The 18,496-nt window shown below is 27.4% G+C and carries 20 protein-coding genes, 1 pseudogene and 1 riboswitch; of the genes and pseudogenes, 14 read left to right on the top strand and 7 right to left on the bottom strand.

Annotation, left to right across the window (positions count from 1 at the left end; translation table 11 throughout):
* Nucleotides 1-490, bottom strand: a pseudogene (locus Tmeso_RS12080) (HTH domain-containing protein); the annotation flags it as partial.
* Nucleotides 491-805: 315 nt separating this feature from the next.
* On the opposite strand from Tmeso_RS12080, the gene ytvI reads away from it, so the two are divergent.
* The 4 genes from ytvI to Tmeso_RS12060 all read left to right on the top strand — a co-directional run bounded on the left by ytvI (nucleotide 806) and on the right by Tmeso_RS12060 (nucleotide 3,966).
* Nucleotides 806-1,849 (top strand): sporulation integral membrane protein YtvI, encoded by a 1,044-nt coding sequence (gene ytvI, locus Tmeso_RS12075; protein WP_099191542.1) that lies wholly within the window; start codon nucleotides 806-808, stop codon nucleotides 1,847-1,849.
* A 78-nt stretch (nucleotides 1,850-1,927) separates the two neighbouring features.
* Nucleotides 1,928-3,157 (top strand): peptidase T, encoded by a 1,230-nt coding sequence (gene pepT, locus Tmeso_RS12070; RefSeq protein WP_099191540.1) that lies wholly within the window; start codon nucleotides 1,928-1,930, stop codon nucleotides 3,155-3,157.
* 111 nt (nucleotides 3,158-3,268) lie between these two features.
* Entirely contained in the window at nucleotides 3,269-3,595 is a 327-nt protein-coding gene (locus tag Tmeso_RS12065) for a DUF1294 domain-containing protein (RefSeq protein ID WP_099191538.1), read from the top strand.
* Nucleotides 3,596-3,609: 14 nt separating this feature from the next.
* On the top strand, nucleotides 3,610-3,966 hold the full coding sequence (locus Tmeso_RS12060) for a hypothetical protein (protein WP_099191536.1): 357 nt from the start codon (nucleotides 3,610-3,612) through the stop codon (nucleotides 3,964-3,966).
* Between the two features lie 163 nt (nucleotides 3,967-4,129).
* On the opposite strand, the gene yfcE is transcribed toward Tmeso_RS12060, so the two are convergent.
* Nucleotides 4,130-4,672, bottom strand: coding sequence for a phosphodiesterase (gene yfcE / locus Tmeso_RS12055; protein WP_099191535.1), 543 nt, complete (start codon nucleotides 4,670-4,672; stop codon nucleotides 4,130-4,132).
* Between the two features lie 26 nt (nucleotides 4,673-4,698).
* A complete protein-coding gene (locus Tmeso_RS12050; RefSeq protein WP_099191533.1) occupies nucleotides 4,699-5,499 on the bottom strand; it encodes an NAD(+)/NADH kinase in 801 nt (266 codons plus the stop codon).
* A 125-nt stretch (nucleotides 5,500-5,624) separates the two neighbouring features.
* Here Tmeso_RS12050 and Tmeso_RS12045 point away from each other — a divergent pair, with 125 nt between their 5' ends.
* Entirely contained in the window at nucleotides 5,625-6,539 is a 915-nt protein-coding gene (locus Tmeso_RS12045) for an RluA family pseudouridine synthase (RefSeq protein ID WP_099191531.1), read from the top strand.
* On the top strand, nucleotides 6,539-7,552 hold the full coding sequence (locus tag Tmeso_RS12040) for a nucleoid-associated protein (RefSeq protein WP_099191529.1): 1,014 nt from the start codon (nucleotides 6,539-6,541) through the stop codon (nucleotides 7,550-7,552). Before Tmeso_RS12045 ends, Tmeso_RS12040 begins: the two co-directional genes overlap by 1 nt.
* A 24-nt stretch (nucleotides 7,553-7,576) precedes the next feature.
* On the opposite strand, the gene Tmeso_RS12035 is transcribed toward Tmeso_RS12040, so the two are convergent.
* The 4 genes from Tmeso_RS12035 to acpP form a co-directional block, all read right to left on the bottom strand.
* On the bottom strand, nucleotides 7,577-8,461 hold the full coding sequence (locus tag Tmeso_RS12035; protein WP_099191528.1) for a homoserine O-succinyltransferase: 885 nt from the start codon (nucleotides 8,459-8,461) through the stop codon (nucleotides 7,577-7,579).
* A 14-nt stretch (nucleotides 8,462-8,475) separates the two neighbouring features.
* A complete protein-coding gene (locus Tmeso_RS12030) occupies nucleotides 8,476-9,684 on the bottom strand; it encodes a homoserine dehydrogenase (protein ID WP_099191526.1) in 1,209 nt (402 codons plus the stop codon).
* Nucleotides 9,685-9,699: 15 nt separating this feature from the next.
* A complete protein-coding gene (locus Tmeso_RS12025; protein ID WP_099191525.1) occupies nucleotides 9,700-10,980 on the bottom strand; it encodes an O-acetylhomoserine aminocarboxypropyltransferase/cysteine synthase family protein in 1,281 nt (426 codons plus the stop codon).
* A gap of 118 nt (nucleotides 10,981-11,098) precedes the next feature.
* Nucleotides 11,099-11,204: riboswitch (SAM riboswitch) on the bottom strand.
* A 301-nt stretch (nucleotides 11,205-11,505) separates the two neighbouring features.
* A complete protein-coding gene (gene acpP / locus Tmeso_RS12020) occupies nucleotides 11,506-11,733 on the bottom strand; it encodes an acyl carrier protein (protein WP_099191524.1) in 228 nt (75 codons plus the stop codon).
* A 245-nt stretch (nucleotides 11,734-11,978) separates the two neighbouring features.
* Here acpP and Tmeso_RS12015 point away from each other — a divergent pair, with 245 nt between their 5' ends.
* From Tmeso_RS12015 to Tmeso_RS11985, 8 genes are all read left to right on the top strand, one after another.
* Nucleotides 11,979-12,413 (top strand): hypothetical protein, encoded by a 435-nt coding sequence (locus Tmeso_RS12015; protein ID WP_099191522.1) that lies wholly within the window; start codon nucleotides 11,979-11,981, stop codon nucleotides 12,411-12,413.
* Nucleotides 12,414-12,465: 52 nt separating this feature from the next.
* The gene (locus tag Tmeso_RS12010; RefSeq protein ID WP_242967919.1) at nucleotides 12,466-12,675 is read left to right on the top strand and encodes a chorion class high-cysteine HCB protein 13; all 210 of its coding nucleotides are present in this window, start codon (nucleotides 12,466-12,468) and stop codon (nucleotides 12,673-12,675) included.
* Between the two features lie 184 nt (nucleotides 12,676-12,859).
* On the top strand, nucleotides 12,860-13,021 hold the full coding sequence (locus Tmeso_RS16490; protein ID WP_099191521.1) for a hypothetical protein: 162 nt from the start codon (nucleotides 12,860-12,862) through the stop codon (nucleotides 13,019-13,021).
* Between the two features lie 81 nt (nucleotides 13,022-13,102).
* Nucleotides 13,103-13,264, top strand: coding sequence for a hypothetical protein (locus Tmeso_RS16485; protein WP_187296339.1), 162 nt, complete (start codon nucleotides 13,103-13,105; stop codon nucleotides 13,262-13,264).
* A 102-nt stretch (nucleotides 13,265-13,366) separates the two neighbouring features.
* Nucleotides 13,367-13,528, top strand: a complete 162-nt coding sequence (locus Tmeso_RS16480) for a hypothetical protein (RefSeq protein ID WP_099191519.1) — start codon at nucleotides 13,367-13,369, stop codon at nucleotides 13,526-13,528.
* A gap of 144 nt (nucleotides 13,529-13,672) precedes the next feature.
* Nucleotides 13,673-14,674, top strand: a complete 1,002-nt coding sequence (locus Tmeso_RS11995; RefSeq protein WP_278281459.1) for a LacI family DNA-binding transcriptional regulator — start codon at nucleotides 13,673-13,675, stop codon at nucleotides 14,672-14,674.
* A gap of 255 nt (nucleotides 14,675-14,929) precedes the next feature.
* Nucleotides 14,930-16,456: a histidine ammonia-lyase gene (gene hutH, locus Tmeso_RS11990; protein WP_099191516.1), complete on the top strand. Its 1,527-nt coding sequence runs from the start codon at nucleotides 14,930-14,932 to the stop codon at nucleotides 16,454-16,456.
* Nucleotides 16,457-16,562: 106 nt separating this feature from the next.
* Nucleotides 16,563-18,479 carry an AAA family ATPase gene (locus Tmeso_RS11985; protein WP_099191514.1) on the top strand — a complete coding sequence of 639 codons (1,917 nt, stop codon included), beginning with the start codon at nucleotides 16,563-16,565 and terminating at the stop codon, nucleotides 18,477-18,479.
* Nucleotides 18,480-18,496: the final 17 nt, after the last annotated feature.

Here is an 18,496-nt window from a genome sequence, read left to right as displayed (position 1 = left end):
ATCATATTTTTCAATTTATATTTTTTTACTATATCTCGTATTATTATGAACTTGTCTTTAGGAAGCAATTTTATTTCTTTGGTATCATCATCCTTTCTATCATATCGATCTTTTTTAGAAGTTCGTTCTCAGCTTTCAATAAATTATTTTCTGCTTGAAGTCGTGCATACTTCTCCTCTAATGAAAGTTCCTTAGTTGTTGGTCTTCCAGAATTGGTTTTTCTTGTATCGGTTAAACCACACGCACCATTATTTCTATAAGTAGCTCTCCATCTTTTCCCAGATCCTCTAACTCTATCAATCCCTATGATATCTACATCAAATCCACATTCTTCGAATATTTCTCTAGGAATTTTTCCGTTCTGATTCTCAGCTATAAAAATTTTCTTAAATTCATCAGTATACGTGATTGCTTTATTGGTAACATTTTTCACATATTTATTTTGTGCCAAAGTTTCTATTTGTTCTTCTGTAAATATCTTTTTACTCATTTTTTTTCCCCCGAATTCTCATTTATTTAATTATACATAAAAACACCCTATAAAGTAGACTTTTTTATAGTGTCTACTCTATAGGGTACATTTTAAATAACCTTGGCATTTTTTATATACTAAGGGATTATAAAATTTTAGTCCTGTGGATAACATTGGTGGAAGAACTACATATGCAACTATTTTGAGCAACGGAGCTCGTAGGGATCGTTGGGGACATGAGTCAGCGAGTAGGGACTAGACGAATTTTTTATGTATACACGTAACTATAAAAGCAGATAATAAAATTAAAGTACTTTAAAAAGGTGATGAAGTATGTTTGATAAATGTTTTATTCAAAATATGAAGAAGTTATTTGTTTTTACACTTATATATACATTGATATTTATTATATTTTCTTTGACAATATCGTATACATATCCATTTGTTCTAGCATTTGTAGTTGCTGTACTTATAAAACCATGTACAGATTACTTATATAAAAGATTTCGTTTAAAAAAAGGTTTATCGGCTATATTATTATCGGGGTTTATATTTACAATTCTATTATTAGTTTGTGCGTTTATAGTATTTAATGTAAAAATAGAATCTAAGGATATAATTAACTCCATAGATGACTTTAATGAATTATACAATAATGTAGGACATCAAATGAATAAGTTGAATATACTTTATGAAAAGTTTGAGCCAGAGATAGTAAAGAAAGTTCAAGAGCAGGTTTCTTCTAATATCCATAACATATTTGATGATTTATTAGATATTATAAACAAAGGCATTCAAATTATAATTGTTATTCCATTTTTAACTATTGTCGTATTTGTTATATTATTTAGTTTGTATTTTTTTGATAAAGACATGAATATTATCAAAAGTAAATTTTTATCTTTTTTTTGTAATGAAGGAAGAGAACGAGCTGAAAATATGTTGTCTGAAATAAATGATATGATGTTTGGATATTTAAAAGCATATATAATATTAGTTGGAATAACTTTCATATGTACTTTAATAGGATTTTGGATATTAAAAATAAGATATACGCTGATTATAAGTATTTTAGTCGTAATTTCTGATATAATACCAGTCGTTGGAATTTGGTTTATATATATTCCTATGTGTATATTTTATATTATAAAAAAACAGTATATGATAGCTATTGGTATAATTGTTTTATTTGCTATAATAACTGTGATAATAGAACTAATAGAGCCAAAAGTTATATCAGATTCAGTTGGAATACATCCGTTAACAGCTCTGGCCATGATATTTATTGGTCTTACATCATACGGTATACTTGGAATGATTTACCTGATGATTTATGTTATACTATACAAAATATTAAAAAAAGTAGACGTAATATAAAAAAAGTTATATATATTATTTTATTATTTAAAAAACAATGGTAAAATAAAGAAAAGGTTTTCTGGGAGGTTTTTAAATATGAGTAATGTTGTTGATAGATTTATAAAATATGTTAAGCAAGATACAAAGGCAAATCCTGATTCAGGTTCTTGCCCTAGTTCAAGTATTCAAATGGATTTTGCCAAACAATTAGTTAATGAGTTAAAGGAAATAGGTTTAACAGATGCAAGTGTTGATGAGAATGGTTATGTAATGGCAACTCTTGAGTCTAATACAGATAAAGATGTAGAGACTATAGGTTTTATATCTCACATGGATACAGCTCCAGATATGAGTGGAAAAAATGTGAATCCTAAAATTGTTGAAAACTACAATGGAAAAGATATAATATTAAGTGAAGATGGTACAGTTGTATTATCTCCGAATGATTCTCCAGAGATTTTAAATTATGTAGGAAAGACACTTATAACTACAGATGGAACAACTCTTTTAGGTGCTGATGATAAAGCTGGTATAGCTGAAATACTTACAGCTATGGAGTATTTAATAAATAATCCTGAAATAAAGCATGGCAAAATAAGAGTTGGATTTACACCTGATGAAGAAATAGGAAGAGGCGCTGATAAATTCGATGTTGAAAAATTTGGTGCAAAATATGCGTATACTCTAGATGGAGGAGAAATAGGAGAATTAGAGTATGAGAACTTTAATGCAGCAGGAGCTAATATTACTATAAATGGGAAGAATGTTCATCCTGGATATGCTAAAAATAAGATGAAAAATGCGGTTTTAATAAGTATGGAGCTAAATGAAATGCTTCCTAAAGAAGAAATACCATCAAAGACTGATGGATATGAGGGCTTCTACCATTTAAATGATTTAAATGGAAATGTCGAAGAAGTTAAGATGGAATACATAATAAGAGATTTCGATATGAATAGTTTCGAAAATAGAAAAAAGGTTATGAAAGATGTTGTAAGTAAAATTAATGTAAAATATGGTGAAAATACTGCTGTATTAGATATGAATGACCAATACTATAATATGAAGGAAAAGGTAGAGCCTGTAAAGTATATAGTTGATATAGTTGAAGAGGCAATGAATGAAACGGGTATAACACCGATGATAAAGCCTATAAGAGGAGGAACTGATGGTGCTAGACTTTCATTTGAAGGACTTCCAACGCCTAATATATTTACTGGAGGACACAATTTCCACGGGAAATACGAATATATACCTACGTTTGCTATGGAAAAAGCAGTAGACCTTATTGTTAAGATAGTTCAAAAATATGAATCTAAAAATTAATTAAAAAAAACAAATCCAGTTATATTGGATTTGTTTTTTTTTGCAAATTACAAAATATAATAAAAAGTGATATAATAATATATAATTAAATAAAGAAGGGAGTATTTTAGAATGACCTATATCCAAAACATAATAAATACTGGTATAAATCAACATTTAAATAATTTAGGAATATATTTGGTTTATTATTATATAATCATAAATATATACGGATTTATAATTACTGGCGTAGATAAGAGAAAAGCTAGAAGAAGGCAGTTTAGAACAAAAGAACTGAGCTTTTTTGTAAGTTCACTTTTAGGAGGAGCTTTAGGTGTTGTTATGGGAATGACAGTTTTTAGGCATAAAACACAAAAAAGAGAATTCTATATAGGTATTCCTTCTATATTTTTATTAAATTTAGTTGTTTTATTTCTAATATATAGATATTTGATTTAAAGGGAGGTTATGTTATGTATGCTTTATTTTTAGTTTTGAATAAGGTAGATAAACTGGATGATGTATTAGACATATTTTATCATTTGAACTTAGGAGCTACTGTTATAGACAGCGAGGGTATGGGAAAGGTTCTTCTTGAGCATGATGTAGATGTTCCTGTATTTTCTGGTATAAAGAAGTTGATAGAAGGACATAAGCCTTACAATAAAACTATTATGAGTGTTATAAGAGATGAAAAAATATTAAGAAAAGCAGTTGATAAAATAAAAGAAGAGTTAAACTACATAGAAAAGCCAGGTATTGGATTTTTATTTGTACTTCCTGTTGTGGAATGCCATGGCTTTGGGTTGCATGAAACAGAAAATAAATAATTAAATTTTATAGTTAAGCTAAATAGATTTCGTACAGATAAAATAAAGAGAGGCATGTGTTTAAAAGTAAAGGGTATTAAAATACGCCTAGGTGTATTTTAATACCCTTTACTTTATAGAAAACCATGACGACATGAGTCAGTGCGTAGCGACTAGACGAATTTTATATATTCATCTCTTTTAAAACTTCACCGGTCATTAAATCTATAAGCTTTATACAATTATCTTGTATTATACCTATTGAATGAGTACCGTCTTTTGGTAAAGACGTACTGCCTGGATTAAGAACTATTAAATCTCCATCTTTGTAAAGCTCTTTTATATGAGTGTGACCAGATACTAATATATCTGCTTTATATTCTTTTGCCATTTTTATTATATCTTCTTTTGATTTTCTATAGCCATGGCACATAAGAATACTTAAATCACCAAGTCGACTAAATACAAAAGGTGTCTGAATCGGATGGTTTATAACCATTTGATCGACATCAGAATCACAATTGCCACTTGCAAATATTAAATTATTTAAAGAATTGATTTTAACAGCTAATTCTTTTGGATTATATCCATCCGGAAGTGGGTTTCTAGGGCCATGATACAATACATCTCCTGCATGAAGAATATATTCACAGTTGTTTAAATAAGATAAAGCTTTATCAAAATAAGTTAAGCTTCCATGAGTATCGCTTATTATTCCTAATTTCATATGCATTCCCTCCTAAAAAATTCGCTTTATAAAAATTTTTCTGATACTTTACTCCAAAATTCATAATTTTTAAATCTAAGTAATTTAATTTTAATATCAGAAGATTTTATTATAATTTTAGTTGTCTCACTATATTTATGTTCAACACCATCGTGAACTATCAAAACAGAATTTTCAAATCTATACTCTGGAGTTATATCAACTACAGAATGCTCAGATAATATTATACTAGAAGTAAAGGATCTATAGGCATTGGTATTGATAGGTGATAGAGGAGTTATTTGAATTAATTTCAAACTAGGGTCTACAATACTACCACCTGATGAATAATTGTATGCAGTAGAGCCGGTTGGAGTTGATAATATTATTCCATCTCCACTAAATTTTTCTATAAAATTATTATTTACACTTAAATTTAAATGTATCGTTCTTGATAGATTGTTTTTTATAGCTATTTCATTTATAGCAAATGATTCAATACATCTATTTTTGGTGTAGATATAAGATTTTATAGGATTTATTTCTTGTATATAGTAATCATTTTTTATGTAAGAGTCTATAAAATCATCTATTTCACATGGATGTATTTCTTGAAAAAAACCTAAATGACCTGTGTTTATACCTATGATAGGTATTGACGTAAAGTTATATTCGTGAACTGTCCTTAAAAAAGAACCATCTCCACCTATGCAAACTATAAGATCTACTTTTGAAGTTAGCTTATCTGTAACTTCAAACCCCTTGGATTCTAATTTTATCTTTAATGTTTTGGCAGTTTCCTGAGAGATGACAGATAAATTAGCAGTTATATTTATAATTTTTTTCATATAAAATCTCCCTTTCGTTAATCCTAAACATATTATAACACAATTACATTAATCTAATAACTTGCCTATTAAAAATATAAATAATATAATACTTTTATTGACTATTATAATTAGGAGGTAATAATTTGTTAGATAAGAAAAAACAAAGATACAACTTGATAGAATATCAGGTACAAGATAAAGAACTTACATTAAAAAAGATTTTGTTAGATAAACTGAATATGTCTGTTAGGTTTATAAATAAGATGAAAAAAGATAGAAATATACTAGTTAATTCAAAATATCAAACTCTTTCTTATGAAACTAAAGTAGGTGATTTGATAGAAGTTAAAATAGACGAAGAAAGTAATCATTTTGAACCTCAAAATTTAAATACACATGTACAGTATGAAGACTTTGACATTATGATGATAAACAAACCTCCGTACATGGTTGTTCATCCAACAAAGAGTCATCCTGATAAAACTATTGCGAATGGGATTATGTTTTATTTAAAGGACAAGGATGAGGATCCTAGAATAAGATTTGTAAATAGATTAGATATGAACACATCTGGATTATTAATAGTTGCAAAGAATGCATATGCGCATCACTTATTATCTCAAGATATGAAAGATAATCATGTTACTAAAAAGTATATAGCAATAGTAAAAGGTTTAATAAAAGAAGATTTCGGTACTATAGATAAACCCATATATAGAGAGGCAGAAGACAGTATAAAAAGAATAGTAGATGAAAGAGGTCAAAAGTCAGTATCTCATTTTAAAGTCATAGAAAGATTAGAAGATGCTACAATAGTAGAAGTATTACTTGAAACTGGAAGAACCCATCAAATAAGAGTACACTTAAGCCATTTAGGATATGGAATAATAGGGGATGAACTTTATGGATATGTTGATGAAAACTTAATAAAAAGACAAGCTCTTCATGCATATGAATTAGAATTTAGTCAACCTAGAACTAAAGAAAAACTTAATTTTAAAGCTGATCTTCCAGACGATATGAAACAATTAATAGAAAAACTAAAGGGGGAGAAATAATGATAATACACAAGTTTATAATACATGTATTAGATAAAAATTCTGATATGCCTGTTTTAAATGATTTTGAGGGAATGATGACAAAGGAGATAGAAGATCTTTTACAAAAGCATACTAAAAAAGTATTAAGAGATGATGATTTTAAAAAGGCTACATTCAATGAAAATGAGAATAAATTGAAAGATCTATGTGAAGCAATAATATATGATAATAATACATTTGTAGATAATTCAAAAGAGATTGCTCAATATATATTTGATAAAATGAAAACAGATTCATCTACAGAATCATGTGATTTAGCTATATGTTTATATTCTATAAAAGAGGATACTTATGTTGAAATACTTCCGCTTGAATACAAGAAGTCTTATACTCACTCAATTGAGGTAGTAGAAGAAAGATTAAAGATAAATTTAGTTCCTCATGAAGTTGGTCTTTTAAGTTCTTCCCAAAAGATAAAAGCTGCTGCAATAGTAGGCTTGAGTGGTGTTAATGATGAATATCATTTAGAAATTTTAGATAAAAAAGCAGCTAAATCAGCTTATAGGGATGAAAGTTTCTTTGTAAAAAAATTATTTGATTGCAGTATTGTATTTGATGATAAAGATAAAACTAAAATATTTAGAGATTCAACTGAAAAATGGATAGCAAATAGTTTTTATGATGATATAGATACTGCTAGAGTTATGAGAGAGAATTTGCTTTATACATTAAAAGAAAAAGAAGTAGTAGATATAGAAGAATTCATAGAAAAAACAGTAGAAGATGATGATTTAAAGTATGGGTTTAAAGAGCAGATGTTTGAAGACGGAATAGAAGAGAATAATTTTTCAATAGATAAAAAATGGGTTGAAAAAAAGCTTAAAAAGAAAAGTATAAAAACGGATACTGGATTTGAAATAAAAGGTAGTATGGACGAATTTGATGACTATCTCAAATATCAAATGAAAAAGAATCCGGATGGAAGTGTTGATATAGTAATTAAGAATGTTAAGTTTTATGAAGAAAAATAAGAGGGGTATCCCTCTTATTTTTACTTATAGAGAAGTCAATATTTTTATCCAATTATAAAACAATAAATTAGAATGACCCCTCCATTTCACAATAGGCTTATTATTTGGATCATCATCCAAAAAATAGTTTTTAGGAATTTGAACGGCTATATTTTTATCAATATCTCTTTTATACTCCTTACCTAGAGTATAAGAATCATACTCTGAATGACCAGTTACGAATATATTTTTTAAATCTTTAGATTTTACTATATATATTCCAGCTTCATCTGATTCAGATAATATTTGAAGATTATCTAAATTTTTAAAATCATCTTTTTTGATAAATGAATACCTTGAATGTGGAGCAAAAAATTCATCATCAAATCCATTTAATAATTTTGAATTTTGAATATTTAACTTATGGGAAAAAACACCAAAAATCTTTTTATCTAGATTATATTTTTTTATTCCATAATGATGGTAAAGCCCTGCTTGAGCTGCCCAGCATATATGGAAAGTAGATTTTATATTTTTAGATGAATAATCCATTATACTTTTAAGCTCATTCCAGTATATAACATCCTCAAAATCTAAATGTTCAACTGGCGCTCCAGTTATAATCATACCATCAAAATATTCGTCTTTTATTTCGCCAAAAGTCTTATAAAACATACCTAAATGATCTTTAGAGGTATTTTTAGATGTATATGTTTTAGTTGTTAAAAATGTTATTTCTATATAGTGATTACTAAATCCTAGGACTCTAAGTAGTTGAATTTCAGTTTCTAATTTCGTAGGCATTAAGTTTAAAATAAGAATCTTTAATGGCTTTATATTTTTATTAAATTTACACTTATCTATTAAACATACACCTTCATAAGTCAAAGCATTGTATAAAGAAGCATTTTGTGATATTAAAAGAGGCATTTCATATCCCTCCTTTAATTATTTAAAACCATTAAAGAGTTTATAGAATCAACATCTTCTAATTGAAGTAATCTGTCTGATATTTCATTTATATATTTTTCGCATTCAGATTTAGCCATTACAAGGATTTGATTAGTTTTTTTATTGATTTCTAAATCTAAATTTTTGAAATGTTCAGTTAATTCATTTAAGATTATATGTGATTTTTTATAGTTGATTTTTATATACCAATCACATTTTGTATTAGAATTACTTTCAAGCGAAGCTTTTTCATAGTTAAATAAAAAAGAATTTTCTTTGTTTTGTATAGAGTCTATTATATCTGAGTATACTGCAGTAGCTGTTGGAAGTTTTCCGGCGCCTTTGCCATTGAATGTAAGTTTACCAACGCTATCGCCTTCTACTATGATAGAGTTATATTCATCATTTATTTTTGCAAACTCAGAATCTTTATTCACTATAACTGGTCTAACGCTTGCATAAACCTTACCATCTTCAAAATTACTAATACCCAAAAGTTTAATAACTCCTCCTAATTCATTTGCTTTTTTTATATCACTTTCAGTTATATCCTGAATTCCTTCAACTTTAAAATTTTCCCAGCAAACTTTTTTCTTGTAAGCTATTGTAGAAAGAATTGAAAGTTTTCTTGCGCTATCGTATCCATTAATGTCTGAAGAAGGATCAAATTCTGCAAATCCAAGCTCTTGGGCTGATTTTAAGGCATTTTCATAAGACGTTTTTTCTTTATTCATTTTTGTTAAAATGAAATTTGTTGTTCCATTTAGTATACCTTTTATACTTTTAATTTCATTACTTATTAAGTAATTTTTAATGTTTTTGATTATAGGAATACCTCCTCCAACACTTGCTTCAAAATAAAGTTTTACACTATTTGTATAAGCAAGTTCTAAAAGTTCTTCTCCGTATTTTGAAATTAGATCTTTATTTGCTGTAATAACATGTTTCTTATTTTTTAAAGCTGTTTTTATATATTCATAAGCTGGGTGTATACCTCCAATTAGTTCTACTACTATATCTATATCTTTAGAAAAAATATCTTCGATTTTATCTGTTATAATACTATAATTTTTATCACTTCTATGTTTATCTATATTTTTAACTAAAACTTTTGATAGTTTTATATTATTATCATTTTTATTAATAAGCTCACAAACACCAGAGCCTACAACTCCATTTCCTAAAACAGCTACTGAAACCATTAATATCACCTCGAATTATATATTATTTAAAGCATTGTTAAAATCATCTATTATATCATCGATACTTTCAATTCCTACTGAAACTCTAATTAAATCAGGTGTAACACCTGCATTTAATTGATCTTTTTCGCTTAATTGGCGATGAGTTGTGCTGGCAGGGTGAAGTACACTAGTTCTAGTATCTGCTACATGAACGACTAGTGAAGCAACTTTTAAATTTTTAATAAAGGATTTAGCAGTTTCAATTCCACCTTCAATACCAAATGTTAGGATCCCACTTGCTCCTTTTTTAAGATATTTTTTTGCATTATCATAAGTTTTACTACTTTTAAGATAAGGGTAGTTAACCCATTTTACATTTTTATGTTTTTCTAAAAAAGTAGCCAACTTTAATGCATTTTCACTATGACGTTCCATTCTAAGGTGGAGTGTTTCAACCCCAAAGTTAAATAAAAAAGAATTAAAAGGACTTAAACAATTTCCTAAATCTCTAAGAAGTTGAACTCTAAGCTTAGTTATATAAGCTAGATTTTTAAATTTTTCTACATAACTAATTCCGTTATAGGTTGGGTCAGGTAATACTAATTCATCAAATTTACCACTAGTCCAATCGAAGTTTCCTCCATCTACAATTATTCCTCCAATACTTGAAGCATGACCATCGATATACTTAGTAGCTGAATGAATTACTATATTAGCACCGAGTTCAAGTGGTTTTAGAAGATATGGCGTTATTAGAGTATTGTCTACAATAAAAGGAACTTTTATTGTTTTAGCTACCTCTGAGAACTTATCAAAATCTAGAATGTTAAGTCCAGGATTTCCAATACTTTCGCCAAAAACTAATTTTGTGTTTTCTTTTGCATATTCTAGTATTTTTTCTTTAGATAAACTAGGATCAACAAATGTAACTTCTATTCCGAATTTTTTAAGAGTTGAAGAAATAAGAGTGAAGGTTCCGCCATATAAAGTAGATGAAGCCAAAATATGATCGCCATTTGTACATATATTTAAAATAGATAAAGCTGTAGCGCTTTGACCAGATGACACAGCTACCGCACCAACACCACCTTCTAGAAGTGATATTTTTTCTTCAAATGCACAAACTGTTGGGTTACTTATTCTAGAGTACATATGACCTTCTTCCTTTAAATCGAACAAGGCGGCAACATGGTCCGGATCTTCGTATTTGTATGTTGTACTTTGTATTATAGGTAATATTCTAGGTTCTCCTGGTTTTGGATTGTATCCTCCTTGTACACAGAGTGTTTCAAAATTTAAATTTTTTTCTTTCATAATTAATCCTCCTTTTAAAATTTTAATTTTAAAATGAGAAGAATAAAAAAAACAACCATTTCTACAGTCTTTGAGAATTGGTTGTTAGATTAGAATAGTTATGTACAACTATTTTATTCCCTCATCTCTCAGTAATATTACTGCAGGAATTAGCACATTTCTAGTAAATACTAGCTGTTGCTGGGCTTCATAGGGCCTGATCCCTCCGCCACTCTTGATAAGAGTTACTTAAAAATATTTAATTTTAAAAATAATTATAATCAATTACTATGGAAATGTCAATGACTAAATTGAAAAATTTTACTATTATGATATCGAATAGATCATTTTGCTAGTAATTCTTATAAATATATTATTTAAAAATACTAGAAAATTGGCATAAGCCAATTTTTATATTGACAAAACATGTTAGCTCATGTTTTAACAGACGAACTGGAGAAAATATAAGATTAATATATAGAATAAAACAACAGGCTATCTCTATATAGAAATTACTTTCTATTTTGAGATAGCCTCTTATCTTTTTTATTTATTATTTTCGATATATGCACATATATCTCCTATATTCTTGAAGTTTTCAGCTTGCTCATCTGGAATTTCAATATCGAACTCATCTTCAAGAGCCATCATTATTTCAACAGCATCAAGAGAATCAGCTTCTAAGTCATTAACTAAAGAAGTTGTTGGTGTTATAGAATCTATATCATCTACACCTAATTGATCTGCTATTATCTCTTTTATTTTTTCAAACATATTTGTTACCTCCTAAACAATAATAAACTAATATTTTTAATAGTAGTTTATTACATGTTTAAAAATTTTTCAATATATTTTTTTATTTGGAAGCTAAAAACTTTAAAACTAAATTTTTTTAACTTTAAAGATAAGCAATTAACAGCTTTTAAAGGATGTTTTGCTTTATATTAAGTTAAATAAGTGTAATAACTTGTACAAATATGAATATAAATATAATTAAAGTAATACTAAGGAGGAAATATATGAGAAAATTTATAGCTATATTTATATTGTACTCATTGTTTTTTTGTGTGAATCTAACTATCTATCAGAATAAATTGATAAATGATGTTAACAATATAAACCCATATATAAGAGAAACTAATTTTATAGTTGAAGATTTTAATAAAAATTACATTACGCAAAATAATGTTAGCGAATACATAAAACGAATAGACAATCTGAAAAGTGGTATGTCAAGTATTAAAAATAATAAATCTCTTGAAACATATATTGATTATAAAATGATTTCGTTAGAAAAATTAAAAACAGCTATAATTAATAAATTAAATAATAAGCACAAACTAAAACAAGACATAAGTGACTATAATACATACAATAAACTATCTAAAAATGAAATACAAAAAAAATTAAAAAAGATTCTTATAAGAGTAACACAATTAGATAAAACCTCATAACATAAATGAGAAGGAAATAACCTTTGAATATTAATTTATGGGAGGTAATAAAATGAGTGAAAAGATGAATTTATTTAGAGGTGGATTATTTGGTGGATGCGACGACGATGGTGGGTTTATATGGATACTACTATTATTAGTATTATTCTGTTGTTGTGATTTTGACTTTTTCGGTGGATGTGGCGATGACAATAACTTCTTATTTATAATACTAATAGGTATCATATTACTTTGCTGTTGTGACGGTGGATTTGGGTGCTAAAAAGCTAGTTTTTAACTAGCTTTTTTCCTTTTTTTGAGTAACATAGTTATCTAAGATTCGTTGCCATTATAAAGGGAATATACATAAAAACAAAATTTTCATGTATATGTATTAACCAAATTAACTTAACGTACATAGTATGTATGAGAAGGTATAACCTTCAAAAAAACAAGGAGGTTACATTATGGGTTGTTTTAATGATTTTGATGGTTGGTGGATTATAGCTTTATTTTTCTTATTTGTATTGTTCCAAGATTGTATACAAGATCTTGATATATGCGATTGGATTCCGTTCTTAATATTAGTGTTAATATTGTGTGCAGGTGATGAATTTAACTGCTGTTAACAAATTATAAGGCAAATTCATAGTATATATTAAGAAGGCAAAACCTTCAAATTAATTTTAGATTATTAAGGAGGTAATATTATGGGTTGCTTAAGAGATTTTGATGGTTGGTGGATTATAGCGTTATTCTTTTTATTTGTATTGTTCCAAGATACAATTCAAGACGTAGATATATGTGACTGGATTCCGTTCTTAATATTAGTAATGATACTTTGTTCTTGCAATGAGTTTGAATGTTGCTAATATTTAGAAAAAAATCAACAATAAATTAATAACAAATCAATAACTAAAATCATAGTATATATCAAGAAGGATATTCCTTCAAAATTATAAGGGGGTAAGATTATGGGTTGTTTTAAAGACTTTGATGGTTGGTGGATTATAGCGTTATTCTTCTTATTCTTAATATTCCAAGATTGTTTAGATGATCTTGATATATGTGATTGGATCCCATTCTTAATATTAATATTAATACTTTGTTCTTGCAACGAGTTTGATTGTCATTAATATTAAAAATACAAGCAAAGAGTTAGATTAAAATCTAGCTCTTTGTTTTTTACATAAATAAGTGGTATAATTAACATTTAATAAATATAGAGAATATAAACTTTAAATAAGGAAAAAATTTAAAGTATGAGAGGAAGTGATACAATGATTACTATAAAGGATGTAGCTAGAAAAGCAGGAGTTTCTATATCGACAGTTTCGAGGGTAATCAACAATTCGAAGCCTGTAAGCAATGAAATAAGACAAAGAGTATTAAAAATAATAGAAGAAACGGGATATGTTCCAAATCCACTAGCTAGAAGCTTAGTAACCAAGAAAAGTCAGTTGATAGGAGTAATAGTACCGGATATATCTGATTTTTTTATGGGAGAATTACTTAATGGAATAGAAGAAGTGGGTAAGATATATAATTATGATATTGTTTTATGTAATAGTTATGGAGAACCTGATGAAGAATTAAAATATATTAATCTTTTAAAATCAAAGCAGGTGGCAGGTATAATATTTGTATCATGGAAGATGAATCAAGACCATGTAGATGTAATAGAAAAAGCAAATATACCAGCTGTATACATAAGTAAGAATGCAAGTGAATTTGATGTCTATTCTGTAAGTATTAACAATTTTGAAGCATCATATGATATGACAAAATACCTAATAGAAAACGGTAATAAAAAAATAGCATTTATGAAATCATCTGTACAAGATAGTATAATGGATTCAGATAGATATAGAGGATATGAAAAAGCATTAGAAGAATCTGATATAGAAATTGATGAAAATCTTGTAAAAGAAGGAGATGCAACTAGTGAATCTGGATATTATCTTATGAGTGAGCTTATTGAAGCAAAGGATATACCAGATGCAGTATTTGCATCTCATGATGAAATAGCAGTAGGGGTTATAAATTGTATATTAGATGCTGGGTATAAGGTGCCAGAAGATATATCTGTATCAGGCTATAATGATATTAAATTAGCATCTTTATATAGACCAGCACTTACTACTATTAAACAGCCTATATATGATATGGGAGCTGTATCTATTAGAATGATAGTTAAGATGATAAATGGTGAGGGATTAGAAGATAAGAAAATTCTTCTTCCGTATAGTCTTGTAGAAAGACAAAGTGTTCTTAAAAAATAGGTCATATATGACCTATTTTTTTTGTACATTTTTTTTATTTAAAACCCATAATTTAATGTCGAATAAGAGGTTTAAAAAATGCACCACTGTGCTCAAATAAAGTGATACAGCGATGTGTGTTGATTTACATAAAATGTAAAAACCATAAATATTTTGCAAAATATATCAAAAAGATAAAGGGAAAATGATTACGAATATAGAATAAATTATAAACAAAATGAATTTTTAGATAATTTCAAAAAGGGGGGTATTACTTTGAATAAGATATATATAGACGGGAAGAGTTTAACTATTGAAGATGTTATCAATGTAGCTAGAAATGGATACAAGGTAGAACTTACTAAAGAATCAGAGGAAAAAGTTATAAAAGCTAGAAATATAGTTGATAAGTTTGTTGATGAGGAAAAGATAGTTTATGGAATAACTACAGGATTTGGCAAATTTTCTGACGTTGTTATAAGTAAAGAAGAGACTAAAACATTACAAAGAAATCTAATAATAAGTCATTCTTGTGGGGTAGGAGAATACTTTGATGAAGAGGTTTCGAGAAGCATAATGCTTCTTAGAATAAACAATCTAGCTAAGGGATATTCAGGAATAAGATTAAATACTTTAAATACTCTTATTAAAATGTTAAACGAAGGAGTTCATCCATTAATACCACAAAAAGGATCACTTGGTGCATCCGGAGATTTAGCACCACTTTCTCATATGGTTTTAGTTATGATTGGTGAAGGAGAAGCTATATATAAAGGAGAAAAAATAAACGGTATAGATGCTTTAAACAAAGTTGATATAAAACCTGTGGAACTGACATCAAAAGAAGGTCTTGCACTTATAAATGGAACTCAGGTAATGACTGCTGTTGGAGCATTAACAGTATATGATGCAGTTAATTTATTAAAAACTGCAGATATCGCTGCAGCACTTACTATGGAAGCTCTTAATGGAATAGTTACAGCTTTTGATAAAAAGGTACATGAAGTTAGGGGTCATGAAGGTCAAATAAATGCAGCTAAAAATATTTTAAATATACTAGAAAATAGTAAGATGACTACAACTCAAGGAGAAATTAGAGTTCAAGATGCATATACATTAAGATGTACTCCTCAGATTCATGGAGCTAGTAAGGATGCTATTAATTATATAAAGAAAAGAGTAGAGATTGAAATAAATGCTGCAACTGATAACCCTCTTATATTCCCTGAGGTAGAGGAAGTTATATCAGGAGGGAATTTCCATGGACAACCTATGGCTTTAAGCTTTGATTTTTTAGCTATAGCTTTAGCTGAGATTGCAAATGTGTCAGAGAGAAGGCTTGAAAGACTTGTAAATCCTACATTAGGAGGACTTCCTGCATTTTTAACTAAAAAGGGAGGACTAAATTCTGGATTTATGATAGTTCAATATTCTGCTGCTTCACTTGTTTCTGAGAATAAGGTATTAGCACATCCAGCAAGTGTTGATTCTATACCATCATCAGCAAATCAAGAGGATCATGTATCTATGGGTACTATAGCAGCTAGAAAGGCTAGAGAAGTAATGGAAAATGTAAGAAAGGTACTTGCTATGGAAATGCTAGGAGCAGCACAAGGAATAGACCTTAATGAGAACAAAAGTCTTGGAACTGGAACTAATATAGCTTATGAACTTATAAGAGAAAAGACTAAGACTATAGAAGAAGATATAATAATGTATAAAGAAATAAACAAATGTGAAGATTTGATAATCTCAAATATAATAGTTGATAAAATAGAAGAAAAGATAGGAAAACTTAATTAAGATGTTTTATTAAATATAATGAATGGTATAGTTTTAAATCTATACCATTTATTGTTTAAAAATACAGAACTTATAAAATATAATTAATAAAAAGAGGGTTATAGTTATGGATATTATAAATATAAAATTTTTTAATAATCATAGTGTATCTAAGAATAATGATATTATTTGTTTTCCTTATAAAAAAACGGAGGCACTCTTTTATTATTTAGTAATAAACGAAGAAGCTACCCGAGATGAGCTTGTCAACCTTTTATGGGAGGATTCAAAGGAGAGTACTGCTAAGAAAAACCTTAGAAATGCAATGTATCAAATAAGAAAAGTATTTAATATGGATATAATAATATCCCCTAAAAAAAGCACTGTTAGTATAAATCCACAGACACATATAAAAACAGATTTAAATGATTTTTTAAATAAAGAAGATATATATTTTGAAAATGGGAAGTGCGAATTTTTAAAAGGACTTATATTAAAAAATAATGAAAATTTTAATTGGTGGATAAATAGTAAAAGACAAAAATATAAAGATATGAATATAGATAGATTATATAATAAGACTAAATTGTTGATGAAAAAAAGAAAGTACGAAGAAGCTTTAGTATGTGCAAAAGCATTTATGAATGAGGATGAATTTGATGAAAGAGCCTACAGGGCTTTGATGAATATATATTACGAGCAGGGATTTTTTTATAAGGCAATAAACTTATACTATAGGTTAGAGAAAATGCTAGATTTAGAGCTTGGAATAAAACCAGATGATAAGACTTATAATTTGTATAAAAAAATATTAAATGAAAAAAATATAAGCCAAATAGAATTTAAAAAAGAGAGCTTATTTTATTATAGAGAGGAAGAAATAAAGTATATACTTGATAATTACAATAAATTTATAAAAGGAGAAGATTCAAAATCAATACTTATAACAGGTGAATTTGGAATAGGAAAAACAAAGATTAAAGATGAGTTTATAAATAATGTTAACAAAAAAAAATCTTATATAATAGATATAACTTGCTATGAAGGGGAACGAGAAAGCTTATTAAAGCCATGGAATGATATACTTATAAATTTGAATAAGATAATAAAAGATCAAAATATAAATATACCGAAGTCTTGGAAAAAAAATATAGACACTATATTTCCTATATTTGATATGAACCACGACAAATATGAAAAATTAGATTTATTGAAACTTGAATTAATAAAAAATACTATAGTAAATATAGTTGAAAAGGTATCTAAAAACAAAAAAATTGTGATATTAGTAGATGATATACATTGGATGGATAAGACCAGTATAAATTTACTAAAGAGTCTACTTATAAGACAAGACGATATAAATTTAATAGCGACTGCTCGAACTTCTTATGAATATAATATAGATAGATTTAAGAATTTTATGATTAAAAATGAGAAATTGATAAATATACAGCTTAAGAGATTTGATCAAAGGCAGGTATACGAAATATGTAAATTAAAAATCTCTAAATGTAAATTTGACAAAAACATATCAGATAAAGTGTATAAAGAAAGTGAAGGAAATATATTCTTTATTAATGAAATTATAGATAATATAGACAATCAAAATAAAGATACAATGTCTGATAAATGTATCCAAATGCTAAAGAGCGTTTTAAGTGATTTATCTTGCGAATCAATTAAAATACTTGATATAGCATCTATATTTTTAGAAGGTTTTAATATAAATATATTAAAGCTTATAACGGGTAAATCTCAGCTTGAGTTAATAGATTATTTAGATGAATTAGAAGTAAAAAATATTATAAAAGAAGATGTAAATAGCGGTAAAAATAAATATGTATTCACCCATAATAAACTCAGAAAATATATATTCAACAAGCAGAGTAATACTAAAAAGAGAATCATTTATGAAAAGATAGAATATATATTTAATAAGAATTCAGATAATATTAAGCAGGATATATTATTTTATAAGCTTAAAGGACTTAATTTCAATATAAATCATATAAAAGAAAATAATGTAGCTTTAAAAAATTAGAGTGTATTTAAGGGGGA

Source organism: Tepidibacter mesophilus (assembly GCF_002724055.1).
Classification (GTDB): domain Bacteria; phylum Bacillota; class Clostridia; order Peptostreptococcales; family Peptostreptococcaceae; genus Tepidibacter_A; species Tepidibacter_A mesophilus.
The sequence above is the reverse complement of the archived record's forward strand: the minus strand, read 5'-3'. Positions and strand labels throughout refer to the sequence as shown.

Excerpts from the sequence above, each read along its gene's own strand:
- yfcE (WP_099191535.1), bottom strand. The coding sequence starts at position 4,672 with ATGAAATTAGGAATAATAAGCGATACTCATGGAAGCTTAACTTATTTT.
- Tmeso_RS12065 (WP_099191538.1), top strand. The coding sequence starts at position 3,269 with ATGACCTATATCCAAAACATAATAAATACTGGTATAAATCAACATTTA.
- Tmeso_RS16490 (WP_099191521.1), top strand. The coding sequence starts at position 12,860 with ATGGGTTGTTTTAATGATTTTGATGGTTGGTGGATTATAGCTTTATTT.
- Tmeso_RS12035 (WP_099191528.1), bottom strand. The coding sequence starts at position 8,461 with ATGCCTCTTTTAATATCACAAAATGCTTCTTTATACAATGCTTTGACT.
- Tmeso_RS12030 (WP_099191526.1), bottom strand. The coding sequence starts at position 9,684 with ATGGTTTCAGTAGCTGTTTTAGGAAATGGAGTTGTAGGCTCTGGTGTT.
- pepT (WP_099191540.1), top strand. The coding sequence starts at position 1,928 with ATGAGTAATGTTGTTGATAGATTTATAAAATATGTTAAGCAAGATACA.
- ytvI (WP_099191542.1), top strand. The coding sequence starts at position 806 with ATGTTTGATAAATGTTTTATTCAAAATATGAAGAAGTTATTTGTTTTT.
- Tmeso_RS16485 (WP_187296339.1), top strand. The coding sequence starts at position 13,103 with ATGGGTTGCTTAAGAGATTTTGATGGTTGGTGGATTATAGCGTTATTC.
- Tmeso_RS12015 (WP_099191522.1), top strand. The coding sequence starts at position 11,979 with ATGAGAAAATTTATAGCTATATTTATATTGTACTCATTGTTTTTTTGT.
- Tmeso_RS11985 (WP_099191514.1), top strand. The coding sequence starts at position 16,563 with ATGGATATTATAAATATAAAATTTTTTAATAATCATAGTGTATCTAAG.
- acpP (WP_099191524.1), bottom strand. The coding sequence starts at position 11,733 with ATGTTTGAAAAAATAAAAGAGATAATAGCAGATCAATTAGGTGTAGAT.
- Tmeso_RS12040 (WP_099191529.1), top strand. The coding sequence starts at position 6,539 with ATGATAATACACAAGTTTATAATACATGTATTAGATAAAAATTCTGAT.
- Tmeso_RS12050 (WP_099191533.1), bottom strand. The coding sequence starts at position 5,499 with ATGAAAAAAATTATAAATATAACTGCTAATTTATCTGTCATCTCTCAG.
- Tmeso_RS12025 (WP_099191525.1), bottom strand. The coding sequence starts at position 10,980 with ATGAAAGAAAAAAATTTAAATTTTGAAACACTCTGTGTACAAGGAGGA.
- Tmeso_RS12060 (WP_099191536.1), top strand. The coding sequence starts at position 3,610 with ATGTATGCTTTATTTTTAGTTTTGAATAAGGTAGATAAACTGGATGAT.
- Tmeso_RS11995 (WP_278281459.1), top strand. The coding sequence starts at position 13,673 with ATGATTACTATAAAGGATGTAGCTAGAAAAGCAGGAGTTTCTATATCG.
- Tmeso_RS12010 (WP_242967919.1), top strand. The coding sequence starts at position 12,466 with ATGAGTGAAAAGATGAATTTATTTAGAGGTGGATTATTTGGTGGATGC.
- Tmeso_RS16480 (WP_099191519.1), top strand. The coding sequence starts at position 13,367 with ATGGGTTGTTTTAAAGACTTTGATGGTTGGTGGATTATAGCGTTATTC.